This is a genomic window from Caldococcus noboribetus (assembly GCF_055389385.1).
The window spans coordinates 1,246,094-1,264,444 of record NZ_AP042475.1 but is presented as its reverse complement, the minus strand read 5'-3'; the positions used below and the strand labels follow the sequence as shown (position 1 = coordinate 1,264,444).

Annotated in this window: 21 protein-coding genes, 1 tRNA gene and 1 pseudogene; 13 read left to right on the top strand and 10 right to left on the bottom strand. The window is 54.7% G+C overall.

What is annotated here, in order from left to right; translation table 11 throughout:
- The first annotated feature begins 26 nt into the window (after positions 1-26).
- From amrB to ACZ5GQ_RS06750, 3 genes are read left to right on the top strand one after another with little or no spacing between them, the layout of a single operon-like run.
- Complete coding sequence (gene amrB / locus ACZ5GQ_RS06760) at positions 27-893, top strand: AmmeMemoRadiSam system protein B (protein WP_498856390.1); 867 nt, start codon at positions 27-29, stop codon at positions 891-893.
- Between the two features lie 20 nt (positions 894-913).
- Complete coding sequence (locus tag ACZ5GQ_RS06755; RefSeq protein WP_498856389.1) at positions 914-1,702, top strand: hypothetical protein; 789 nt, start codon at positions 914-916, stop codon at positions 1,700-1,702.
- A 41-nt stretch (positions 1,703-1,743) separates the two neighbouring features.
- Complete coding sequence (locus tag ACZ5GQ_RS06750) at positions 1,744-2,472, top strand: isopentenyl phosphate kinase (RefSeq protein WP_498856388.1); 729 nt, start codon at positions 1,744-1,746, stop codon at positions 2,470-2,472.
- Here ACZ5GQ_RS06750 and ACZ5GQ_RS06745 read toward each other — a convergent pair.
- From ACZ5GQ_RS06745 to ACZ5GQ_RS06735, 3 genes are read right to left on the bottom strand one after another with little or no spacing between them, the layout of a single operon-like run.
- Positions 2,456-3,919, bottom strand: a complete 1,464-nt coding sequence (locus ACZ5GQ_RS06745; RefSeq protein WP_498856387.1) for a DUF790 family protein — start codon at positions 3,917-3,919, stop codon at positions 2,456-2,458. The two genes, ACZ5GQ_RS06750 and ACZ5GQ_RS06745, sit on opposite strands and share 17 nt — an antisense overlap.
- Positions 3,906-5,246: a DEAD/DEAH box helicase family protein gene (locus ACZ5GQ_RS06740; RefSeq protein WP_498856386.1), complete on the bottom strand. Its 1,341-nt coding sequence runs from the start codon at positions 5,244-5,246 to the stop codon at positions 3,906-3,908. Before ACZ5GQ_RS06740 ends, ACZ5GQ_RS06745 begins: the two co-directional genes overlap by 14 nt.
- Before the next feature lie 52 nt (positions 5,247-5,298).
- Positions 5,299-6,432, bottom strand: a complete 1,134-nt coding sequence (locus ACZ5GQ_RS06735; protein ID WP_498856385.1) for a saccharopine dehydrogenase family protein — start codon at positions 6,430-6,432, stop codon at positions 5,299-5,301.
- A gap of 215 nt (positions 6,433-6,647) precedes the next feature.
- Here ACZ5GQ_RS06735 and ACZ5GQ_RS06730 point away from each other — a divergent pair, with 215 nt between their 5' ends.
- Complete coding sequence (locus ACZ5GQ_RS06730) at positions 6,648-6,995, top strand: hypothetical protein (RefSeq protein ID WP_498856384.1); 348 nt, start codon at positions 6,648-6,650, stop codon at positions 6,993-6,995.
- A gap of 75 nt (positions 6,996-7,070) precedes the next feature.
- Positions 7,071-8,201 (top strand): cation:proton antiporter, encoded by a 1,131-nt coding sequence (locus ACZ5GQ_RS06725; protein ID WP_498856383.1) that lies wholly within the window; start codon positions 7,071-7,073, stop codon positions 8,199-8,201.
- A 42-nt stretch (positions 8,202-8,243) separates the two neighbouring features.
- Here the strand turns inward: ACZ5GQ_RS06725 and ACZ5GQ_RS06720 are convergent, their stop codons facing one another.
- The gene (locus ACZ5GQ_RS06720; RefSeq protein ID WP_498856382.1) at positions 8,244-9,098 is read right to left on the bottom strand and encodes an SPFH domain-containing protein; all 855 of its coding nucleotides are present in this window, start codon (positions 9,096-9,098) and stop codon (positions 8,244-8,246) included.
- A gap of 64 nt (positions 9,099-9,162) precedes the next feature.
- A complete protein-coding gene (locus ACZ5GQ_RS06715; protein ID WP_498856381.1) occupies positions 9,163-10,473 on the bottom strand; it encodes an NfeD family protein in 1,311 nt (436 codons plus the stop codon).
- A gap of 58 nt (positions 10,474-10,531) precedes the next feature.
- On the opposite strand from ACZ5GQ_RS06715, the gene ACZ5GQ_RS06710 reads away from it, so the two are divergent.
- From ACZ5GQ_RS06710 to ACZ5GQ_RS06695, 4 genes are all read left to right on the top strand, one after another.
- Complete coding sequence (locus ACZ5GQ_RS06710) at positions 10,532-10,768, top strand: hypothetical protein (RefSeq protein ID WP_498856380.1); 237 nt, start codon at positions 10,532-10,534, stop codon at positions 10,766-10,768.
- A 20-nt stretch (positions 10,769-10,788) separates the two neighbouring features.
- Positions 10,789-10,986 (top strand): NfeD family protein, encoded by a 198-nt coding sequence (locus ACZ5GQ_RS06705; protein WP_498856379.1) that lies wholly within the window; start codon positions 10,789-10,791, stop codon positions 10,984-10,986.
- Between the two features lie 142 nt (positions 10,987-11,128).
- Positions 11,129-11,479: a Rieske (2Fe-2S) protein gene (locus ACZ5GQ_RS06700; protein WP_498856378.1), complete on the top strand. Its 351-nt coding sequence runs from the start codon at positions 11,129-11,131 to the stop codon at positions 11,477-11,479.
- Between the two features lie 101 nt (positions 11,480-11,580).
- Entirely contained in the window at positions 11,581-11,919 is a 339-nt protein-coding gene (locus ACZ5GQ_RS06695; RefSeq protein ID WP_498856377.1) for a DNA-directed RNA polymerase subunit G, read from the top strand.
- On the opposite strand, the gene ACZ5GQ_RS06690 is transcribed toward ACZ5GQ_RS06695, so the two are convergent.
- Positions 11,916-12,416, bottom strand: a complete 501-nt coding sequence (locus tag ACZ5GQ_RS06690) for a DUF1947 domain-containing protein (RefSeq protein WP_498856376.1) — start codon at positions 12,414-12,416, stop codon at positions 11,916-11,918. The two genes, ACZ5GQ_RS06695 and ACZ5GQ_RS06690, sit on opposite strands and share 4 nt — an antisense overlap.
- A gap of 355 nt (positions 12,417-12,771) precedes the next feature.
- On the opposite strand from ACZ5GQ_RS06690, the gene ACZ5GQ_RS06685 reads away from it, so the two are divergent.
- The 3 genes and pseudogenes from ACZ5GQ_RS06685 to ACZ5GQ_RS06675 all read left to right on the top strand — a co-directional run bounded on the left by ACZ5GQ_RS06685 (position 12,772) and on the right by ACZ5GQ_RS06675 (position 14,323).
- Entirely contained in the window at positions 12,772-13,248 is a 477-nt protein-coding gene (locus tag ACZ5GQ_RS06685; protein WP_498856375.1) for a hypothetical protein, read from the top strand.
- Between the two features lie 58 nt (positions 13,249-13,306).
- Positions 13,307-13,423 (top strand): annotated as a pseudogene (locus ACZ5GQ_RS06680) (hypothetical protein); the annotation flags it as partial.
- Positions 13,424-14,323: a PP-loop family protein gene (locus tag ACZ5GQ_RS06675; protein WP_498857391.1), complete on the top strand. Its 900-nt coding sequence runs from the start codon at positions 13,424-13,426 to the stop codon at positions 14,321-14,323.
- Here ACZ5GQ_RS06675 and ACZ5GQ_RS06670 read toward each other — a convergent pair.
- The 3 genes from ACZ5GQ_RS06670 to ACZ5GQ_RS06660 are packed head-to-tail and all read right to left on the bottom strand — an operon-like array spanning position 14,316 to position 15,939.
- Positions 14,316-15,452: a M24 family metallopeptidase gene (locus ACZ5GQ_RS06670; RefSeq protein WP_498856374.1), complete on the bottom strand. Its 1,137-nt coding sequence runs from the start codon at positions 15,450-15,452 to the stop codon at positions 14,316-14,318. The genes ACZ5GQ_RS06675 and ACZ5GQ_RS06670 overlap by 8 nt on opposite strands.
- Before the next feature lie 46 nt (positions 15,453-15,498).
- Positions 15,499-15,687, bottom strand: coding sequence for a 50S ribosomal protein L37e (locus tag ACZ5GQ_RS06665; RefSeq protein WP_427971839.1), 189 nt, complete (start codon positions 15,685-15,687; stop codon positions 15,499-15,501).
- 15 nt (positions 15,688-15,702) lie between these two features.
- Positions 15,703-15,939: an LSm family protein gene (locus ACZ5GQ_RS06660; RefSeq protein WP_498856373.1), complete on the bottom strand. Its 237-nt coding sequence runs from the start codon at positions 15,937-15,939 to the stop codon at positions 15,703-15,705.
- Between the two features lie 141 nt (positions 15,940-16,080).
- Between ACZ5GQ_RS06660 and ACZ5GQ_RS06655 the strand changes: the two genes are divergently transcribed.
- Positions 16,081-16,156: transfer RNA gene (locus tag ACZ5GQ_RS06655), tRNA-Arg, on the top strand.
- 20 nt (positions 16,157-16,176) lie between these two features.
- Here the strand turns inward: ACZ5GQ_RS06655 and ACZ5GQ_RS06650 are convergent.
- Positions 16,177-18,351 (bottom strand): DEAD/DEAH box helicase, encoded by a 2,175-nt coding sequence (locus ACZ5GQ_RS06650; RefSeq protein WP_498856372.1) that lies wholly within the window; start codon positions 18,349-18,351, stop codon positions 16,177-16,179.

Below are 18,351 nucleotides of genomic sequence, written 5' to 3'. Positions count from 1 at the left end.
GCCTAGCTAGCCCAGGTGAAGAGGTAGTGCAGGAAGTAAGGAAGCCTGCCCACGCCGGCAGCTTTTACCCGGCCGACAGAAATGACCTCATAAAGTCGATAGAGTCGAGCTTCCTTCACAGGCTTGGGCCTGGAAAGCTCCCCCAGGTGTCGCCCTCAAGAAACAGAACAAGCGTTGGCTACCTGGTTCCCCACGCCGGGTACATGTACAGCGGCCCCGTGGCAGCGCACAGCTACTATAACATGGCCCAGGAGGGAGCACCTAAGGTAGTTGTGGTGGCAGGCCCTAACCATACGGGCCTTGGCGAGGCCGCCTCGCTCTGGCAGGGGGATGCGTGGGAGACCCCCCTTGGAACTGTTGAGATAGACAAGGAGGTCGAAAAGCTAATAATAACAAATACTAAGTACTTCACCTTTGATAATGAGGCGCACCTCTACGAGCACTCCGTTGAGGTTCAGATACCGTTTCTTCAATACATCTTTGACTCCAACTTTAAGCTAGTCCCCATAGTGATAAAGCTTCAGAACCCTGAGGTGTCCAAGGACCTCGCCGACGCCTTAGTTAAGATAATGAATGAGAACGGAGTTGACCTTCTCTTCGTGGCCAGCAGTGACATGAATCACTACGAGCCCCATGACGTGACCCTCTCAAAGGACAACGAGGCCCTGAGGTACGTGGAGTCCCTGGATCCTGAGGGGCTTTTCAGGGTACTTGAGGCTGAGGATATAACTATGTGCGGCCCTGGCCCGGCGATGACCCTACTTTACATGGGTAGAAGCCTGGGCGCCACGAGGGCAGTCATATTGAAGCACGCCACTTCCGGCGACGTTACTGGAGAGAGGGACTGGGTAGTTGGTTACGCCTCGGCAGTTGTGCCTCTTCCTGGCAAGTGAAGCCGTTCACGGTGGCCTCCTTGAAGGTGTCGCTAAGGCTGCCTCTCATAGTAATGGGCATTCCAATAGAGGAGGTCGAAAACCCTTACCTTGTGGTGCCGGGTGAGCAGGTAAAGTTTGAACTTAAGTATCAGGAGAACTGCGAGAGGGCGGACCTCAGCGTCGAGGGACTGCCTCAGGAGGTTGTCGGAAAGGCGAGGGAGTTCTGGGCAAAGCTGATGAGTGGCCTTAACATGAACGACTGCTCCTACGTTAGGTCTGAGGGCCTGCCCCAGAGGTGGCCCATTGCGAGCGCTTATGCGGCGCTGACCACAGCGCTGCTTTATCTCACTGCCAGGTCGCACTCGGATGTCTTAGATGAGCTCGAGATCGTTGAAATGGGAAGAATGTCAGATCCGTGGGGCGAAGGGGCCACGTGGTGGCAGAGCTCTATTGATGCCATGAGGTACGCGGCCGCCAGCGGCAAGGCTGCAGCTTACAGAAGTGAAGATGAGGTTGTGGACCTACAGTTGAGCCAGGCCAGCCTTAACGTAGAGTTCAGGGCATCCTCAGTGGTTGGTAAGGGCGCCACCAGACAGGAGCTAGGCGAGAGCCTCTTTGATGCTGCTGTGCACATGATAGGTCAGGCTGTAGTGGACCTATCGGACTCCCTGATGTCAGGCTCTTCACTTAAAAGTGAGCTGGCTAAGAGGCTGAGAGTTCAGAACGCCACCGCATACCTCTTCTATGGCGTGCAGACCCCCCAGGGGGAGTGCGAGTGGGTTCCTGGGCTTCCCGGCGAGCTGGAGCTGGTGTGCCTCAACGTCTAGGCTTATTTTCCCTTTAGCCAAAGCTTACATGGAGATGAAACTTGAGGTGCAGCCTGGCTGTAGTTAAGCTGGGGGGCTCAGCTATAACCGATAAGTCCTCGCCAGAGACCGTCAGGTGGGATGTGCTTGAGAGTCTCTCGGCGCAGGTGGCCAGCTACCTAGAGGCGGGCGGAAGGCTGGCCCTAGTTCATGGCGGAGGAAGCTTTGGACATTACATCGTGAAAAAGCTACTATCTGAGAGGGGGAGGCTGGGCCCCAGCGAAGTTGCAGAAGTTCAGAGGGAGATGCTGCTCCTCGGAATAACAGTAGTTAACAGCCTCCTGTCGCACGGAGTGCCAATAAGCCTTCACGCCGCCCACAGCATGTGCATCAGCGAGAGGAGTTGCGACCTGACCCCGATGCTGAGGGACCTCGCCGTCGGCCTGACCCCGCTGACCTATGGGGACGCCGTGCTCACCGAAGGTAAAGGAGTGGTGGTCAGCGGTGACACCATAGCGTCCATGCTGGCCTCTAAAGCTAACGCTGACTGCCTGATCTACGTGTCTGACGTTGAAGGCGTGATAGGCCCTGAGGGAAAAGTCTTAAGGGTTGTTAGCCCGAGAGATGAGATAGCTAATGTAGCTGCGCGTGGAGTCGACGTCACAGGCAGCATGAGAGGCAAGATTGTGGAGGCGGCCTCCGCTAAGATCCCAAACACTAGGATAGTTAGGTGGGACATGCTCCTGAAGGCCCTCAACGGCGAGGACGTGGGCACTAGGGTTGTGCCCTAACCTTTACTACTATGGCGTCGCTTAGCCCCGTCCATTTAAGCGAGTAACCAATCAGGGCCAGGGCCTCCTGAACCCAGGGCCCATACCTTGAAGTTAGCTCAGAGAGCCTCCTGCCCTCAAGGTTCTCCCTGCCGAGCCTCTCAAGGAGCTCCCTTTTGACAAAGTAGCTCCTGAGCTTGACGTAGCCCTCGACCGCGCCATTAAACCTCCTCACGTCGTCGAGCGTAACCCCAAAACGTTTCGCTAAATCTTCAAAGCTCACGTAGTCACCCTCAACCCTGAGCTCCTCAGGCAGCTGCCTAGGGCAAGGCGCAAGCCTGGCCTTCAGCCACTCGTAGATAGGCGCCACGTTGACTCTATCCTTGTAGGAAACGACGTCATGACCCGTCAACCTAAAGGCGTCAACTCCAAGCGACTCATTAACAACCAGGAGCATGGGATCCCTGAGGTTGGACAGCTTTCTGAGCTTGTTGTTTATGTACTCCCTAGTCCAGAAGCCTATGACCTCTATGAAGACCTTAGAGCTGCCGTTGCTAACGGCAAAGTCAGGAATCATTATCTCACCAGTGGACGTCACCAGGGGCTCCGGCTCCCTCATGACCAGCCAGCCGTTGTCCCTTGCCAAGAGAACAAGCTTCCTGTAGAGGTCCTCCTCGACGGAGCTGTCAAAGGTAACGCCTGAGGCGATGGGCTTCCTGGGCATGGGGGCCTCATTGCTTGTAACCTCTACGGTTACTACCCTCCTGGCCTTTCCTACAGCCACCTGCGCCCTCAGCCTCCAGCTGGAGCTCCTGAGCAGCTGAGGCACAAGCCTTGCCATTAGTCTGCCATACCTGTCCGTCAGCTTGGCCAGCGACACGGGCCCATAGACGTCTACCTGTACAGGCCCTGACCTTGCATAGTACATAAGTCCCAGCGCCTTAACTGACCTGAGCAGGTCCTTCCAGTTGCTGCTGACCTCAAATGTGACCATGTAGGACCTCAGCAGGAGGCCCTCCAGCTCCTCCATGTTATATTCCTCCATGAGGTCCCTGGCGTTCACTGCAGGCCCAGCTACTATGACTCGCTCTAGGTCCAAGTCCGAGTACATGAACCTCTCGGCGTCAACCCCAAGCTGTTTGCTCACCTCCTCGAGCCTCCTGCGCCTCTCCTCCTCAGAGAGGGCGGGGCCTCCCTCGAAGAGCTTCTGCCTTATCAGGTACGGGCTCACCGGGGAGTCCTCCTCAAGAACTATGTGCCTCAGGGCAACCTCTGTAACGCCGTCAACGAGCCTAGGGTCATATATTCTCCTGAGGGGCTTCAGCTCCTCAAGGGCTTCCCCAAGCTTAAGCCCGGGCCTGAGGCGCCCCAGCACCTCAGAGAACAGTTCCAGGTCCTCCTCACTTGCAAAGAGCACTGAGGCCCTGTCCCCCCTTATTGCAAGCCTTACCAGGTCAGACCTCAGCACCTGACCTCCTCCTCACGCTCAGCCTGCTGTCGCTAGTGCCCCTGCTCACTAGCTCTATGAGGACCGCCCTCTTGCCCTCCGCAGGCCTCAGGATTCTGCCAAGCCTCTGTATGAACTGCCGCGGGGTTCCATAGCCCCCGACTACTATGGCTACGCTTGCGTCTGGGACGTCAACTCCCTCGTCAAACACGCTTGAGGCCACTATGACCCTGTAGTCGCCTCTCCTGAAGAGCTCAAGTATCTTTAGCCTCTCTTGCTTCGGCGTCTTGTAGGTAACAGCTGGCACTAGGAACTCCCGCGAGATCCTGTATGCCATCTCCGTGTCCCTAGTGAATATCAGGACTTTCCTGTCGCTGTACTCTGCGAGAAGCTTCCTCAGCGCCTCAATTTTTGCCCTGGAGTTAATTGCTATCCTTACGGACTCGTACCAGGCTTCCACGGCGTCCCTGGCCACCCGGTTCCTTGCGGCCAAGGATAGCAGCCTGTGAAAGTCGTCCAGCGACCTTAATGTGACGCCAAGCCTCTCTAGGTCCTCCTTCAGCCTGGCCCTCAGGGACTCATATCTTGACTTCTCGTCGTCCATAAGGTTCACGTAAATTCTCTTAATGTCGTAGTCAGCGAGGTACTTGCCCCTCAGCTCAGCCGGCGAGACCCTCATTACTATGGGGCCTACTAGATCTGGAAGCAGGACGTGCCTCCCATCCTCCCTCTCAGGCGTTGCCGTGAGGCCGAGCCTGTAGGGGGACGCGAGCATTTGGGCTACCTCCATGTAGCCAGGCGACGGAAGGTGGTGCACCTCGTCAAAGATCGCTAGCACAAACTTATTGCCAAGCTCCTCAGCCCTGCTGTAGGCGCTGTCATATGTGGATACTGTAATGCCCGCTATGTCACTTTCGCCACCGCCTAATATGCCAGGCGTTACGTTCAGGTGTCTCATTATTGCGCTTTTCCACTGGTGGAGCAAGTCTATTGTAGGCACCACCACTATTGTGGCGGCGCCCACCTCCTGGATGGCAGCTAGCGCGACGAGGGTCTTGCCAGCCCCGGTGGGAAGCACTATTATCCCTCTCATGCCAGCCCTCTTCCACGCCTCAAGCGCCCTCTCCTGGTAATCCCTAAGCTTAACCCTTGGAGCACTGATGGCTTGGAATGGGAGAGGATCGAGGACCCTATCGTCAACCTCTAGGCCAGACTCGCGAAGGTAGCTCAGTACTTCGGGGTACTTGTACGGCAGCCCGACGTAGCCCCCAACTCTCTCATCGTACCTCAGGCCTGGCGCGTAAGAGTCGCTTATCAGCAGCCCCCTTCTGTAGCTGAGCCTAACCAAAGGGCTCCCTTTACCTTAGAGGATCTGTTATAAGGCGAGGTTAAAGGCGTTCTCAGCGGATTTCAAGCTCCCCTGTAAGCTCCTCTTCCTCCACTGGCATGCCATTTATGGCCAGCCTAGTCATTATGTCACCTGAAGCGTCCTCACTGAGACCCAGGGACTCGGGGTACACCAGGCCCGCGCCCTTTACTTTGCCCTCCAGCATGGCAAGCGCGGCAAACCCAAGGAAGCTTCCAGTGACCTTGGCCATGGCTGTCGTCCCGCCTTCAGCCCTAGTGACCTGCGTAAACCTGATTCCGCCGCCAGACTTGCCATAAACGTCCACCACAAGCACCACTATATCCTTGAAGTTAACCCTCATGGACCATATAAGGGAGGCGAGGACCTCATCAGCCATAACCTCGTAGTTGCCAACGTGCACCGGCTTATGTTCAAGTAGGCCAAGCTTCTTGAGACCCTTAATGAATGCCACGTGGCCGGGCCACCTCAGCGTGTACTCTGCTAGGAAGGACGCGTTGGAGTAGCTCTTGAGCAGGGTTCTGAGGCCGTCGGTCGGGAAGTACTCCAGCTCCCCAACTCCTGGGACATATATTGTCCCCATGGGGCCTGAGAGCGGGTCTATGGCCACTACCTTGCCGTCAACTATTGTCCTAGCAGGCCTCCTATACTCATCTATTAAGTCGGATATGCTCCAGCTGGGCACGAGGCCAAGGGGAGGGTCAGGTCTCTCGCTTATGCCGCCCACGTAAATTTTGGCCCCCTTAAGGCCCCCCAGCTTCCTGTCGCCTATTCCAACAAGCATGTTTGAGAGCCCAGGGGCAACCCCAGCATCCATGAGCAGCAGGATACCGGCCTTGGAAGCCAGCTGGCCCAGCTCCTCAGGGTCCTCCGGGAAGAATGAGACATCAACTATGTTGGCTCCCAGGCCTATCAAGCCCTTAAGGGCCCTATAGGCTATGCTCCCTGGTAGGGCAGTGACTATGAGGTCTACCGTGCCAACGGCTTTCTTGACGTCCTCTGGCGATAGCGCATCGGCCACTGCATAGGGCATCTTGAGCTTCTCGGCCGTTCTCGCCAGGGAGTCCCTGGCCTTGTCCACAAGGATTACGTCATGGCCTTCGCTCCTTATCACTGATGCCGCTACAGAGCCCACGCCTCCAGCGCCTATTACTGCAACCCTGGCCAAAGCTTAGCACCGCCAGAGAGATGCTGCGTCTCCACCATATTTAAAGTTGATCTTATTGCCTGCAGTTAGCCCCGGGCTAGGAAGTTCCGATATTCCTCACCGCTCGGTAGACCCTCTTGTCCTCACTGCCCGAGGCGCGCTCTCCAGTGTGAATTAAAAAATAAATTCGACTTAGCCCTATAACCTCTGCCTGTCAAATTATAGGCTGAGGAGCCTTGGAGGACGAAAGGCTCTCCAGGGCCTTGTACAGGGTTGTTGAGCTTGAGAGCAAGGTCCCTGACAGCATAGCTGACGGCTCCCTTGAGGAGGCCCTGAGAGAGCTAGCTGAGACGCTCAGCTCCCTTGAGCTGTCGGCAAGGGAGCCTCAGGTTGTCAGGAGGCCTTACACTGGGATCAGCACCGAGGTAAAACTCCTGAGCGAGATGGCGCTGGCCCTCAGGCTCAGGATGCTTCAGACAGGCAGGCATAACGTGATTGGGCTCAACTATTTTTACCATCGGCTGGACCAGGTAATATCTTACCTACTTGAGGGCAGGCAGAGCAGGGGAGCGCTGTCATTATAATCTGCATGTAGGCGTGTAGAACAGCAGGGGCCAACCTCGCAGGAGCTGGGACTTGAGCTGCTCGGCCTCTCGCTTATGATACTGGCTGGCAAGGTTCTCGGCAACGTCACCGAAAAGTACGGATATGGGAGAATAACTGGCGAGCTGCTAGGAGGAATGATAATGGGTCCTTTCGCTTTAGGAGGCGTCATAAACAGCCTCTTGAACGTTAAACTATTTTACCTTGGCTCTGAGGTGCTGTTTCTTTCACAGCTTTCGGTCATTTTCCTGGTATTTGCGTCAGGCCTAGAGCACGGCTCGGCCCCCCTGAGGAGGGCAGGGGCGTGGGGAGCGCTAGGGGCTATCATGGGCGCTCTCGTGCCCTTCGCGCTTGTCGTTGCCTTAAGGGACTACCTCTCACTGAACCTTGACGTATCCATGATAGTAGGCTCCGCCCTGGCGCCAACTAGCTTAGCCGTTGTTTCGGGCTCGCTTCAGTCAACGAAGGTCAGCGGCAAGTGGACGGACTTCCTGCTTTCAGCCTCAGCTATAGATGACGTGGTCTCACTAATTCTTCTTTCAATAGCCTTCGGGGTCTCGGAGTCCCATGGCACGACGTTTCTCAGCGTAATCAAGGTTATAACCTTCTACTCCGTGGCATGGATAATAATATTTGTCACCTCAATAAAAGTGGTGCCGTTCCTCACGTCACGGGTTGGAGGCCAGTACATCCTTGAGATGTCACTGGTAGTCCTCTTTAGTATGATAGCCATAATGCAGGCCCTTGGATTCTCACCAATAATAGCAGCCTTCATAGCTGGCGTCTCGCTGAGCGAATTCACAGGCTCCCAGAGGCTCCAGGAGTTCTCGAGATCCTTTCTGTTGATCTTTGGATCAATATTCTTCGTTGTAGTTGGCGCGGAGTTCAACTTAATTGCAATAGGTCTGGCCGGTCTTTTGGCCTCGCTCGCTATGACTGCGGCGGCCTTGGTAGGGAAGTTGGTCGGCGTTCTGCCTTTCGCCTATGCAATGACCAGGAACAGGAAGGAGTCTGTGCTTGCTGGAACAGGCATGGAGCCAAGAGGAGAGGTCGGCCTTGCCATTGCGTCGGCTGCGCTTCAGCTGGGCTTCATAGACCAGCAATGCTACAGCGCATTAACGCTTTCACTCATGTTAACAACAGTGCTAGGTCTCATAGCATATAGCAAGGCCATACGGAGATTATAAAAAGGCTCTGAGGTTCGCAGATGTTTAAAGGGTTCCTTAAGATCACTTCTGTTGCTGCCCTGCCTGCTGGCCTCCGCCCTGTTTCTTTTCCTCGCTGACAACTAGGTCCCTAACGCCCATGAGACCCACCGGGGACATGGGCCCTCCAGTGGGCGGACCCGCGACAGGCAGGTTAGCAGGTATGAAGACGAGCATGTTCTTGCCCTCCATGCCCAACTCATATATCATGTTCATCCACCTTAACATGAAGGCCCTGTCATTGTTAACGTAGAGGTTCGCTGCTTCAACCATCTTCTGGGCAGCCTCGTACTCAGCCTGGGCGAGCGTCACTCTGGCCCTCCTCTCCCTCTCGGCCTGGGCCTGCCTTGACATGGCCTGGACCAGGTCAGGGGGTATCTCTACGTTCCTTATCTCGACGGCGGTGACCTTAACTCCCCACGTCTCAGTCTTGCTGTCAATTATGTTCCTGGCGAGCGCTGCCACCTTCTCCCTCTCGGTGAGTATCTCGTCAAGCATAGTCTGTCCTATGACCTCCCTTAGGGTCGTCTCAGCGGCGAGCCTGGTGGCAACGTTGTAGTCCTCCACCTTAAGCACAACTTTTTCTAGGTCAACAGGCTGATAGTACATCACAGCGTCCACTATGACTGGTATGTTGTCCTTCGTGAGGCTCTGCTCAGTCCTGAAGGCTATTGCCTGAAGCCTTGTTGATATCCTCATGGGAACCCTGCCTATTATTGGCGGCACATAAACTATCCCTGGTCCTTTAAGGCCTGCGAACCTGCCAAGTATTAGTACTGGAAGCCTCTCCCACTCATTAACTACTTTTATCCCACTCAGCAGAATTATGGCCACTATAATCACAATAAACGCTATTATCAAGTCAAGCGATAAGCTCACTCAAACCACCACTTCTATGTAGTTAGTGAACTACTTAAACCTATCTAAGGTTTGAAACCTACTATCATGGACCCTTGCTTTCACCCGTAGCTTTCTCAACAAAGAGCGTTATCCCCTCTACTTTGACCACCTTCACCTTTTCTCCGACCTTTATGGTCTCGCCTGAGGCTGAGACGGCCCTCCACACAATGCCCTGCACCCTGACCTCACCCACGGGAGCCAGGTCACTCACTACGATGCCAGTGTCGCCTATCAGGGACTCGGGCCCAGCCATCACCCTCTTACGCTTCATAGGCGACGCTATCCACCTTATATAGAGCCCCAGCATGACACCAACCACAGCTACGACGGAGTCGGTGAGCACGTACTTTGACGCAGTCGGGACACTGGTGGCCACGTAGGGTATTCCCATGGCCAAGAGGTATATGCCCAGGGCTGAAGTTATAGCTCCCGCTATCATTGCGAAGCCGTGGCCCATCTTAAGCTCGAGGAACATTATTATGGCCCCCAGGAGCAGCAGTGTCAGGCCTATTGCTGAGGCGCCCACTATTTCAGCCCCCACGAGCCCCATTATTATGGCCGTCACCCCCACTGCCGATACTATAAACGTGGGGTGGAAGAGGTCTATCAATATGGCCATGAAGCCCAGGGTTATCAGTATGCCGTCAACCGTGCTGTTGCTCAGAACGCTTAGGAACTGCTCGTAGGCGTTCTCGGAGATCTGCACCTGGGTCGCGTTGGCGAGGCCCCACTCACTCATAGCCTGCGAGAGGCTGTTTGAAATGTTGTCTATTAAGTGATGCCTTAGAGCCTCCTCAGCTGTGAAGGCTTTGTCATCAACTACCATTATCTTGGCTGCCGTCGCGTTCCTGCCCCACTTGCTGGCCAGCGACTCCATAAAAGCTATCATAGCGTCCTCTGTGTGGTTCTGCTCAAGGGGGGTACCCCCAACAACTATGGGGGTTGAGGGGCCTATGAAGGTGCCGTTGGCCATTATGATGCTGTTAGTGGCCATAGCTATGTAGCTGCCTGCCGACGCGGCCATGCCGTCTGGGGGCACGTAGGTGTAGACTGGTATGCCGGCGGCCTGGGCCTGCTCTATATAGTTTACTATCTTAAGCATGTCACTTAAGTAGCCGCCAGGCGTGTTCATCACTATTACTATAGCCTTGGCTTTCAGCAGCTCTGCCGTGGTTACAGCCCTCTTCATCATAGTTGATGAGCCTAGGTCCACGGGTACGTTAAAGTTAACAACTACTACCGTAGCGTTGCCTGCCGGGGCTGACGCAGCCTCTGCGTGCCATGGCTGAACCGCACCTATGGCGACCAGCGTGATGAGCGCCCCTAAAAGCCAGAGCAAGAGCTTTATCTTCAACTTAGCCCCTTTTATGTAGAGTAGGCGAAAGCTATAAAGTAACACTAAGGCGATAGGCATGAGCGAGCAGGCAAACGTTGGCTTCTTCTCAAGGCTAAGGTGGGGGGTTGGCAGCACGGTCCTGGTGATAGGGCTCACTGCGGTCGCTGTTTACCTGATAGCCACAGGCCTAGAGCACAACGATGCCCTGAGGCTTTTCTCTGGCGGCGTTCTAATGGTGGTGGACATAATAATTATTGTGGCCAAAGGGCTCGAGAGAATAACGCCCATGAAGCCCCCTCAGAGAGCCTCATAGGGAAGAGCGGCGTTGTAGTCATGGCTATAAGGCCTCCGAAGCCAGGCGTTGTCAAAGTAGATAATGAGCTATGGTCAGCCGTGGGCGACCTTGAGATCAGTGAGGGAACTAGGGTCGTAATAGTCGAAACGCAGGGTCTTTACGTTAAGGTTAAGCCTATAAGCGAGGAGGGCGTTGCCGCTGATAAGGCTGGCGCGACTAATGTTAAAAACCCGTAAAGTCATCGTTTCAACGCTGTTAAACTGGCATTCGCAGCTTCTAGTTAAAGGGCTTTGCCACGTTAATAGCGCTTCTCAGTGCTGTCCCTCTAACAAAAGTTTTAATTGAACGCTAGGCTTGCAATAGCTAGGTGACACATGTATGGTATTCCGTAAGATTTCCGTCATGGCTAAAATCTTTGACACAAGGAATCATGCGGTCGTCATGGTGGACGGCGCTCCAATACTCATAGTTAAGCATAACGGCGAGTTCTATGCCATGGATGCCAGGTGCCCTCACATGGGCTGCGGCGTGCTCAGCGATATCGAGGATGGGCATATAGCCGTCTGCCCGCTTCACAAGGCTAAGTTCGACATCCTCACGGGCAACATGATCTCTCAGCCCATAGTTATGCCCGATAAGCGGTGTGAGTTCAACAAGGAGCTACAGCCTCCGCTCAAGACATACAAGGTAAGGGTGAGCCCAGAGGGCCTTCTTGAGATTGACATCTAACTGCGTCAATGTCGCGCCCTCGCGTGCAACTCCTTTGCACCTTCAACCAGCGTGAGAGGTCAGCTTTTAAGCGGGCTCCACAGAGCGTAAGCGGAGCTGAGATGATAAGCCTGAGCCTGGAAGTCAAGGATGTTCAGCCCTCGAAGCTCGAGGGTGTTAAGATAGCTAAGGCCGAAGGGCAGAACGAGACCGTAACTTTTGATGTAATTGAAAGCATTTACACCGTGAGCTCTGGGGATAAGATAGAGATGGTAATAGATGAGGATAAGCCCAACGACCTTGATTCCTTCGAGTTCTGCGGCCACGGATACCTGGCCGCTGACGAAAGCAAAGGGTTCACGCTGCTGTCCCTTTGGGGCATCCTGTTTAAGTTCGCGCCACCCCTTGGGCTTAAGGCCGATACTAAGTACTACCTCTGCATGAGGAGGGTCAAGGGTTAACTTATTAACTTCCAGAGCTGGTCGCCTGGGTAATGTATGTTCTCCACAACCTTGCCCTTAGACTTCTCCTTAGCCATCTGTGATATGATCTCACTATCCTTAAGGGCCCTCCCGACACCCACCGGCACATTGCTCTGTTCATCTACTATCGCGACAACGTCGCCCTCCTTAAAGGTGCCGACCACCCTCCTTATTCCGGGCGCCATTAAGTCCGCGCCACGACCTATGGCCTGAGAGGCCCCCTTGTCTACCACCACATACGGCAGCCACGAGAAACCCCTCCTCAGGAGGCACATCAGCGTAGGTATCAGAAGCCCCTTAACCCTAGCGAGGCACGCCAGCCCCGAATCAAAGTAGACGACGTAATCTGAAGCCTTAGCCTCCTCGACCTCGTCCCAAGTGATGGGCACGTTACCAAGTTTGGCCCTAGCCTCATCGGCTAGCTGCTTGGCCGCCTTCTTTGAGAGCTTATACCTAGTTGAGAACTTTCCCGGCAACTTAGTCCCTCAGCCTTACATTAACATAGCCCTAAAATAAATCTTCCACGCAACCCTATGGGATTGGCTATCAAATGACGAGTTAAAGGGCGCGTCCTCACAGACCCGTTGCTCTTCATCCTTGAATCCGCCAGTGAGCGCCTGTCATCGGACGCTATTAGTACGATACGCTGACGGAGCTAAAAAAGGGCAGTATTGGAACCCATCACCATAGAACGTGATCGGCGGACCCCATTCCTAGCCTTCAAAAGCTTCAAGCCAAGGTACATCATGGAGGTATTTAAGGGCCGAAGAGCGTGCGGCAACGGGGAAGGACTTGAGCCAGAATAGCAATCAGGGTAGAAGGTCCTCACTTATGCTTATAATTATCGCTATGTTCCTGATAATTGTAGGCGGCGCTGTAAGCCTAGCCTACGCTATGTCTATGTTCTCAGCATCGTATAACCCTAACTCTAACCTAACAGAGACCCTCTACAACGAGTCCCTAGCTAGAGGGTATAATTATACTATCGCGCAAATACAGTCCCTTATGAGGCAGGCTTCCGAAGCAATTATGGGCGTAAGCGTGTTCATGATAGTGCTTGGTGTTCTCACGTGGCTCTTCGTCTACAGGCCTGACACCGTTGGGCAGTACTCGAGGGCCTCGCTAAGCGCCCTTATGTTAGGGATACTTTACATACTGGTTGGCCTTGAGGGCTTAGCCTATAGCCTGCTCCTCTGCCTAATTGGAGGCGGCATACTGATATATGTGTGGTATAATTTGAGGAAATATGCAAGGCTTGCGGCTGCCTCATCGCCAGAAACTGCGAATTACATGCAGGGCGGCATGTAACGCTCAATACAGAACCTTTTAAGCATTATCTATTGATACCCTCTAATAAGGATCTGTAATGACCATACTTAGTGCTCCAGCGGTCAAGATCTACGAGTCTCCAAAAGCCAAGTGCGTGAAGTGCGGCGCTCCAGCTAGAATTAAGCTAAGCTATGCTAATGCCTGGTTCTGTGATTTGCACTTCAAGGAATATATCAAGGAAAGGGTTGCAAACAACATAGTAAAGTACAACATGGTGAAGAAGGGTGAGACGCTCCTCCTGGCCGTGTCGGGCGGCAAGGACAGCATAACGCTCATGAACGTGCTTGATGAGATAGCTCCAGAGCTAGGGATTAACATAGTGGCCGTCCACATAGTTCTAGGCATGGGAGAGTTTTCCGAAAAGTCGCTCGAGGCGTTCAAGGACGCCTGCTCAAGGGCCAAGAACGTTAAGTGCATTACCGTGGATCTGAAGGAGCTCCTAGGAATGTACATGCCTGAAATAATAAGGCGCAGCAGGAGGCCTGCGTGCAGCGTCTGTGGCCTGGTTAAGAGGTACATACTCAACGCTATGGCCATGTCCATTGGCGCCTCAGCGATAGCTACAGGACATAACATGAATGACCTGATGACTTATGCCATCAAGAACTTCATGGAGCAGAAGCTTGACAGCATAACCAAGCTGGGGCCTGTCAGCGAGACTGAGGGCTCTGCCGTCAAAAGGGTAAGGCCCCTTTACGACATCTACGAGGACGAGACCAGGGCCTTTGTCAAGGTCTATGGCCTGAATTACGTTGATATAGACTGCCCATTCAAGAGCGCCTCGACGCTCGAAACTATAATAAAGGACATGCTCAACAGGGCCGAGAGCGAGAGCCCCAGCATCACAATATCGGCGGCCAGGGCGCTCGCTAGGAACCTGCCATCATATCCAAGGCCTGTGAACCCGCCTAACAGGTGCCGCCTCTGCGGCATGCCATCAAATGGCGACGTCTGCGGCTTCTGCAAGCTGACTAAAAGCCTGACTGGCACCCCACTGGGGCCAGAGGTGAGGAACCGCATAGAAAGCATGGCGAGCAGCCTAAAGACTAACTAATTATCCTAGAGAGCCTCGTCAGGAGCCTCGCGCCCTTGGCCGTCACCAGAACCATGTCCTCTACTCTGACGCCATAAACTCCTGGGATGTAGAAGCCCGGCTCCACAGTCACAACCATGTTCTTCTCCAGCACGTCCGTTGAAGCTGGGGCCAGGTATGGCATCTCATGAACCTCCACCCCGACGCCATGGCCAAGCCCGTGGTTGTAGAACTTGTCCAGGCCCTCCTTGGCGAGCACCCTGCGAGAGGCCAGGTCAGGGCTCCTGGCCTCAACCCCTGGAGCTATCTGATCTATAGCCGCCGCCTGGGCCTCAGCCACAAGCTCGATGAGCCTCTTATACTCGGCTCCTCCCTCGCCGTGCCACATGCTTCTGGTAGTGTCACTTGCGTAGCCATACATGTCCGCGCCAAAGTCTATCAGCACGGGGCCAGGCTTCTGCAGCCTTACAGGCGTCGGCGTGTGGTGAGGCAATGCGGTGTGGTCATAAAACGCTACAATCGTTGGAAATGACTCGCCCCAGGCGCCCTGCCTCATTAACGATGAGTAGAACGCGGCCTCGACCTCGCCCTCTGAAGGGTTTGAGTCGAGCAGCTCTATGGCATCCCTGAACGCCTGCTCCGCGGCGGCTATCGAATCTATAATCGCCTGAACCTCCCAGTCATCCTTCACTGCCCTTACCTTAGCTATTGAGCTGCTCAGGTCCTTCGCCTGGAGCTGCTGCGCTATGTTAATGGAGCTGTAGTCAGCCCACTGAAGGTCTGCTCCCAATGATTTGACGTTACAGCTTTCCAGGGTCTGCTTCACGGCATCTATAAGCCCTCCGCTTATTAGGTCGCTCTGGGGCACCATTGCCATGCCCACGGAGGCCTCGCCCGACCTCCTGTAGAAGGCCTTAACAGCCACGTCCTTGGGCGACATCGATGAGACCCTGTTATAATCAAGGACGGAGGTGAATATCGTGTCGCCGCAGTCCCTGGTTATCAGCATAGCTCCCGTGGGCTCCCTAATGCCTGTGGCGTATGTTATGTTAGGAGCTCCCAGAAGCAGCAGGGCATCTATGGACTCCTTGTCAAGGATGTCGCGCAGCTTCCTCCTGTTCAGGTCCCACCTGGCCTCCAAGCCGCGCACCAAGGACTTGCAGCCAGGCCACCAAAATAAACGCTGGCCCTGTCACTCACACTATTCTTACTCTGTTTACCTTCTTGTTCTGCCACGAGTACCTCCTTATCCTCTTGCTCCTGCCGAAGCCGCAGGCGGCGCAGTAGCCCTTGGCTACGTTAAAAGCCCTCCTCCCGCACCTCCTGCAGACTATGTGCGTGTACCCCCTTCCCATCTTACCAAACGAGGCCGTTCCCTTAACCATGGCCTGTCACCGCCATTACTTAACCGGGCTTATGGCTACTATGCTGTCGCCCCTCACCAGCACAGTGCCAAGGCTCCTAGAGCCCTTCTCTGTGAGCTCCTCTGCGTTTTCGAGCACAAGGTTCAGGTGCTGGTCGAAGCTCTTCAGCACGCCCTTAACTCCCTCGCCTCCCTTGAGCTTTACGTAGACGTTGGCATTTAGGTACTCATTCATCACCTTAAACGTGTTCGTCCTCTCGGCCTGATTTGCCATGTACTTTCACCTACAGTGGCTGGCCCCCAAGGAGTTAAAAGCGTGCGTGAGACCATGTGATATAAGGGCGGCTGACCTCTATTATAAGGGGCCTTTCCAACAACCCTTATTTTAACCCGCCTCTAGATACAGGGAACTGAAGGGCCCGTAGCCCAGCCAGGATCAGGGCGCCAGCCTGCGGAGCTGGAGGTCCCGGGTTCAAGTCCCGGCGGGCCCGTAGTTCGCTTAAGCTAAGCCTCAAGCGGTGAACCTCTCAAGGCCTATTCCATCACGGCCCCTTCCCTTGAGGGGGGCTGCCTCCTCCTTCCTTCCGAAGAACTCAAGTATAGAGGCCACAGTGGCAGGCCCTATGCCTGGAATCTTTAACAGCTCCTGGGGGCTTGCCGTCGCCAGGGACTCGAGGGTCTTGAAGCCGGCGTTATAGAGCCTCCTGGCCCTAACCCTTCCGACACCCGGTATCTCCACGAGCTGCAGCAGCTCAGGCTTGACGCCCTCCTCTATGCGCTTTGAGAGCAGCCTCAGCTTCTCTGAGACCTCCTCAGGGAGCCCAGCCGCAGGCGCTATCTCAGCCAGGGAGCTGGCTATCCACTTAGCGGTGTCTATTATTGAGGCCACGTCGCCTGGGCCCACGTCGTAGGTCTCAGCGATCTTATCGTCTGGAACCTCCTCTATCCAGTCAAGGAGGGCCAGGGTCGTCTTAACCGCGGCCACGCTGTCGGGGTCATCCCAGTCTACTATGTCTATTAATGTTGGCACCCTGTCCACAGCCATGTCCATGATCTTCTCGCTCTCTGAGCTCCTGACGGGAAGCAGGTTCATGTCTGGCATGGACGAGACCACGTAGAGGAGGTCCTCGGTAGTGAACTTGCCGTTAAGCCTCTTGGCAAGCTTTATTAGCTTGGGCACGCTCGCCGGGTCAAGGTAAGTCCTTGAGACTGCGTAGCCTAGCTGCGTGGCCTTGAGCTTCCCGTTAACCTCAGTCACGAGGTTCCAGGCTATGAGGTCATCAAGTGATATCCTGAGGATTTGGCTCAGCTTCTCCTCCCCCCTCTGCACGTAGTAAAGGGTTCTCCTGTGCAGCTCTAGCAGGGACTGGAAGTCGTTAGCTATGCCTGAGGCCACGGCTCCAAGGGCTGAGTGCCTGACCCCCCTTACACCGTAAAGCCTGCTCTCAAGCCTCTCGGGCTTGGCATTTATGTACTCCTCCATGAGCTCTCTGACGCTCCTGGGCCTTGAGGCTACTATTATTGCCTCGCCGTAGGGGTCAAGGCCCGGCCTGCCGGCCCTTCCGGCAAACTGCTTGTATTCAAAGACCTTTATGTCACGCGGAACGCCATAGCTCTCGTCATATCTCTCAACCTCTGCAATAACAACCCTTCTAGCAGGGAGGTTAACGCCGGCCGCTAGAGTTGGAGTGGCAAATATGGCCGCCAAAGCCCCGTCCCTGAATGCGTCCTCTATTATAGTCCTCTGTTCATTTGAGAGCCCAGCGTGATGGTACGAGATACCTGACATTATGAGCTCCGCCACCTCCTCCTTGAGGAGCCTAGGGCCATCCGTTGCCAGCATCCTAGTAGCATACTCCTTGGCTTTGGCTTGGTTGAACTTAAGGAGGTTCCTTGGCAGCTTGGCGGCCATCTTTGCCAGCTGGACAGCCCTCCTCCTTGACTGAACAAAGACGAGTGTCTGGCCGCCTTGCTTGCTCTCATCAACCACAAGGTTTATGCTGGGGTTGACACTTACCTCCTCCACCTTTCTCTTAGTGCCGTCTGAAAAGTGGATAACGCCGTCCTTGTAAACGCCCTCGCTCAGGGGCACCGGCCTCCAGTCGGACTTGACCAGCTTGGCTCCTATCCATCTAGCTATCTCGTCAACGTTTGACACGGTGGCGCTCAGGGCCACCACCTGAACCTTCTTTGACCTATAGAGTACCTTGGAGAGGAGGGTCTCAATTATTGGCCCCCTTTTCTCGTCATCAACATAGTGTATCTCATCGACAACCAGCGAGCCCATCTTGTCGATAAGGGAGGGGTCATTCCTTATAATGGAGTCCAACTTCTCATAGGTGGTTATTATAACGTCGTTCCTGTTCACTATGGCCTCATCATTAACGTTTAGGTCCCCTATGCTTATGCCAACCTTAAGGTTCAGCTTTGCAAGGGCTTCCCTGAACTCCCTGTACTTCTCAGTGGCTATGCTCCTCAGAGGCGCCGTATAGAAGGACTTCATGCCCCTCAGGGCTGCGGACGCCAGCGCCACCATTGCTATGAAGGTCTTGCCTGAGGCCGTAGGTGATGATACAAGAAGGCTCTGGCCGTCCTCAACGCCAGCCTCAATGGCAGCCTTCTGCGGGGGGTACAGCTCCTTGTAGCCCAGTATTTGCATCAGCTTCTCTGCGACCTTCGCTGACAA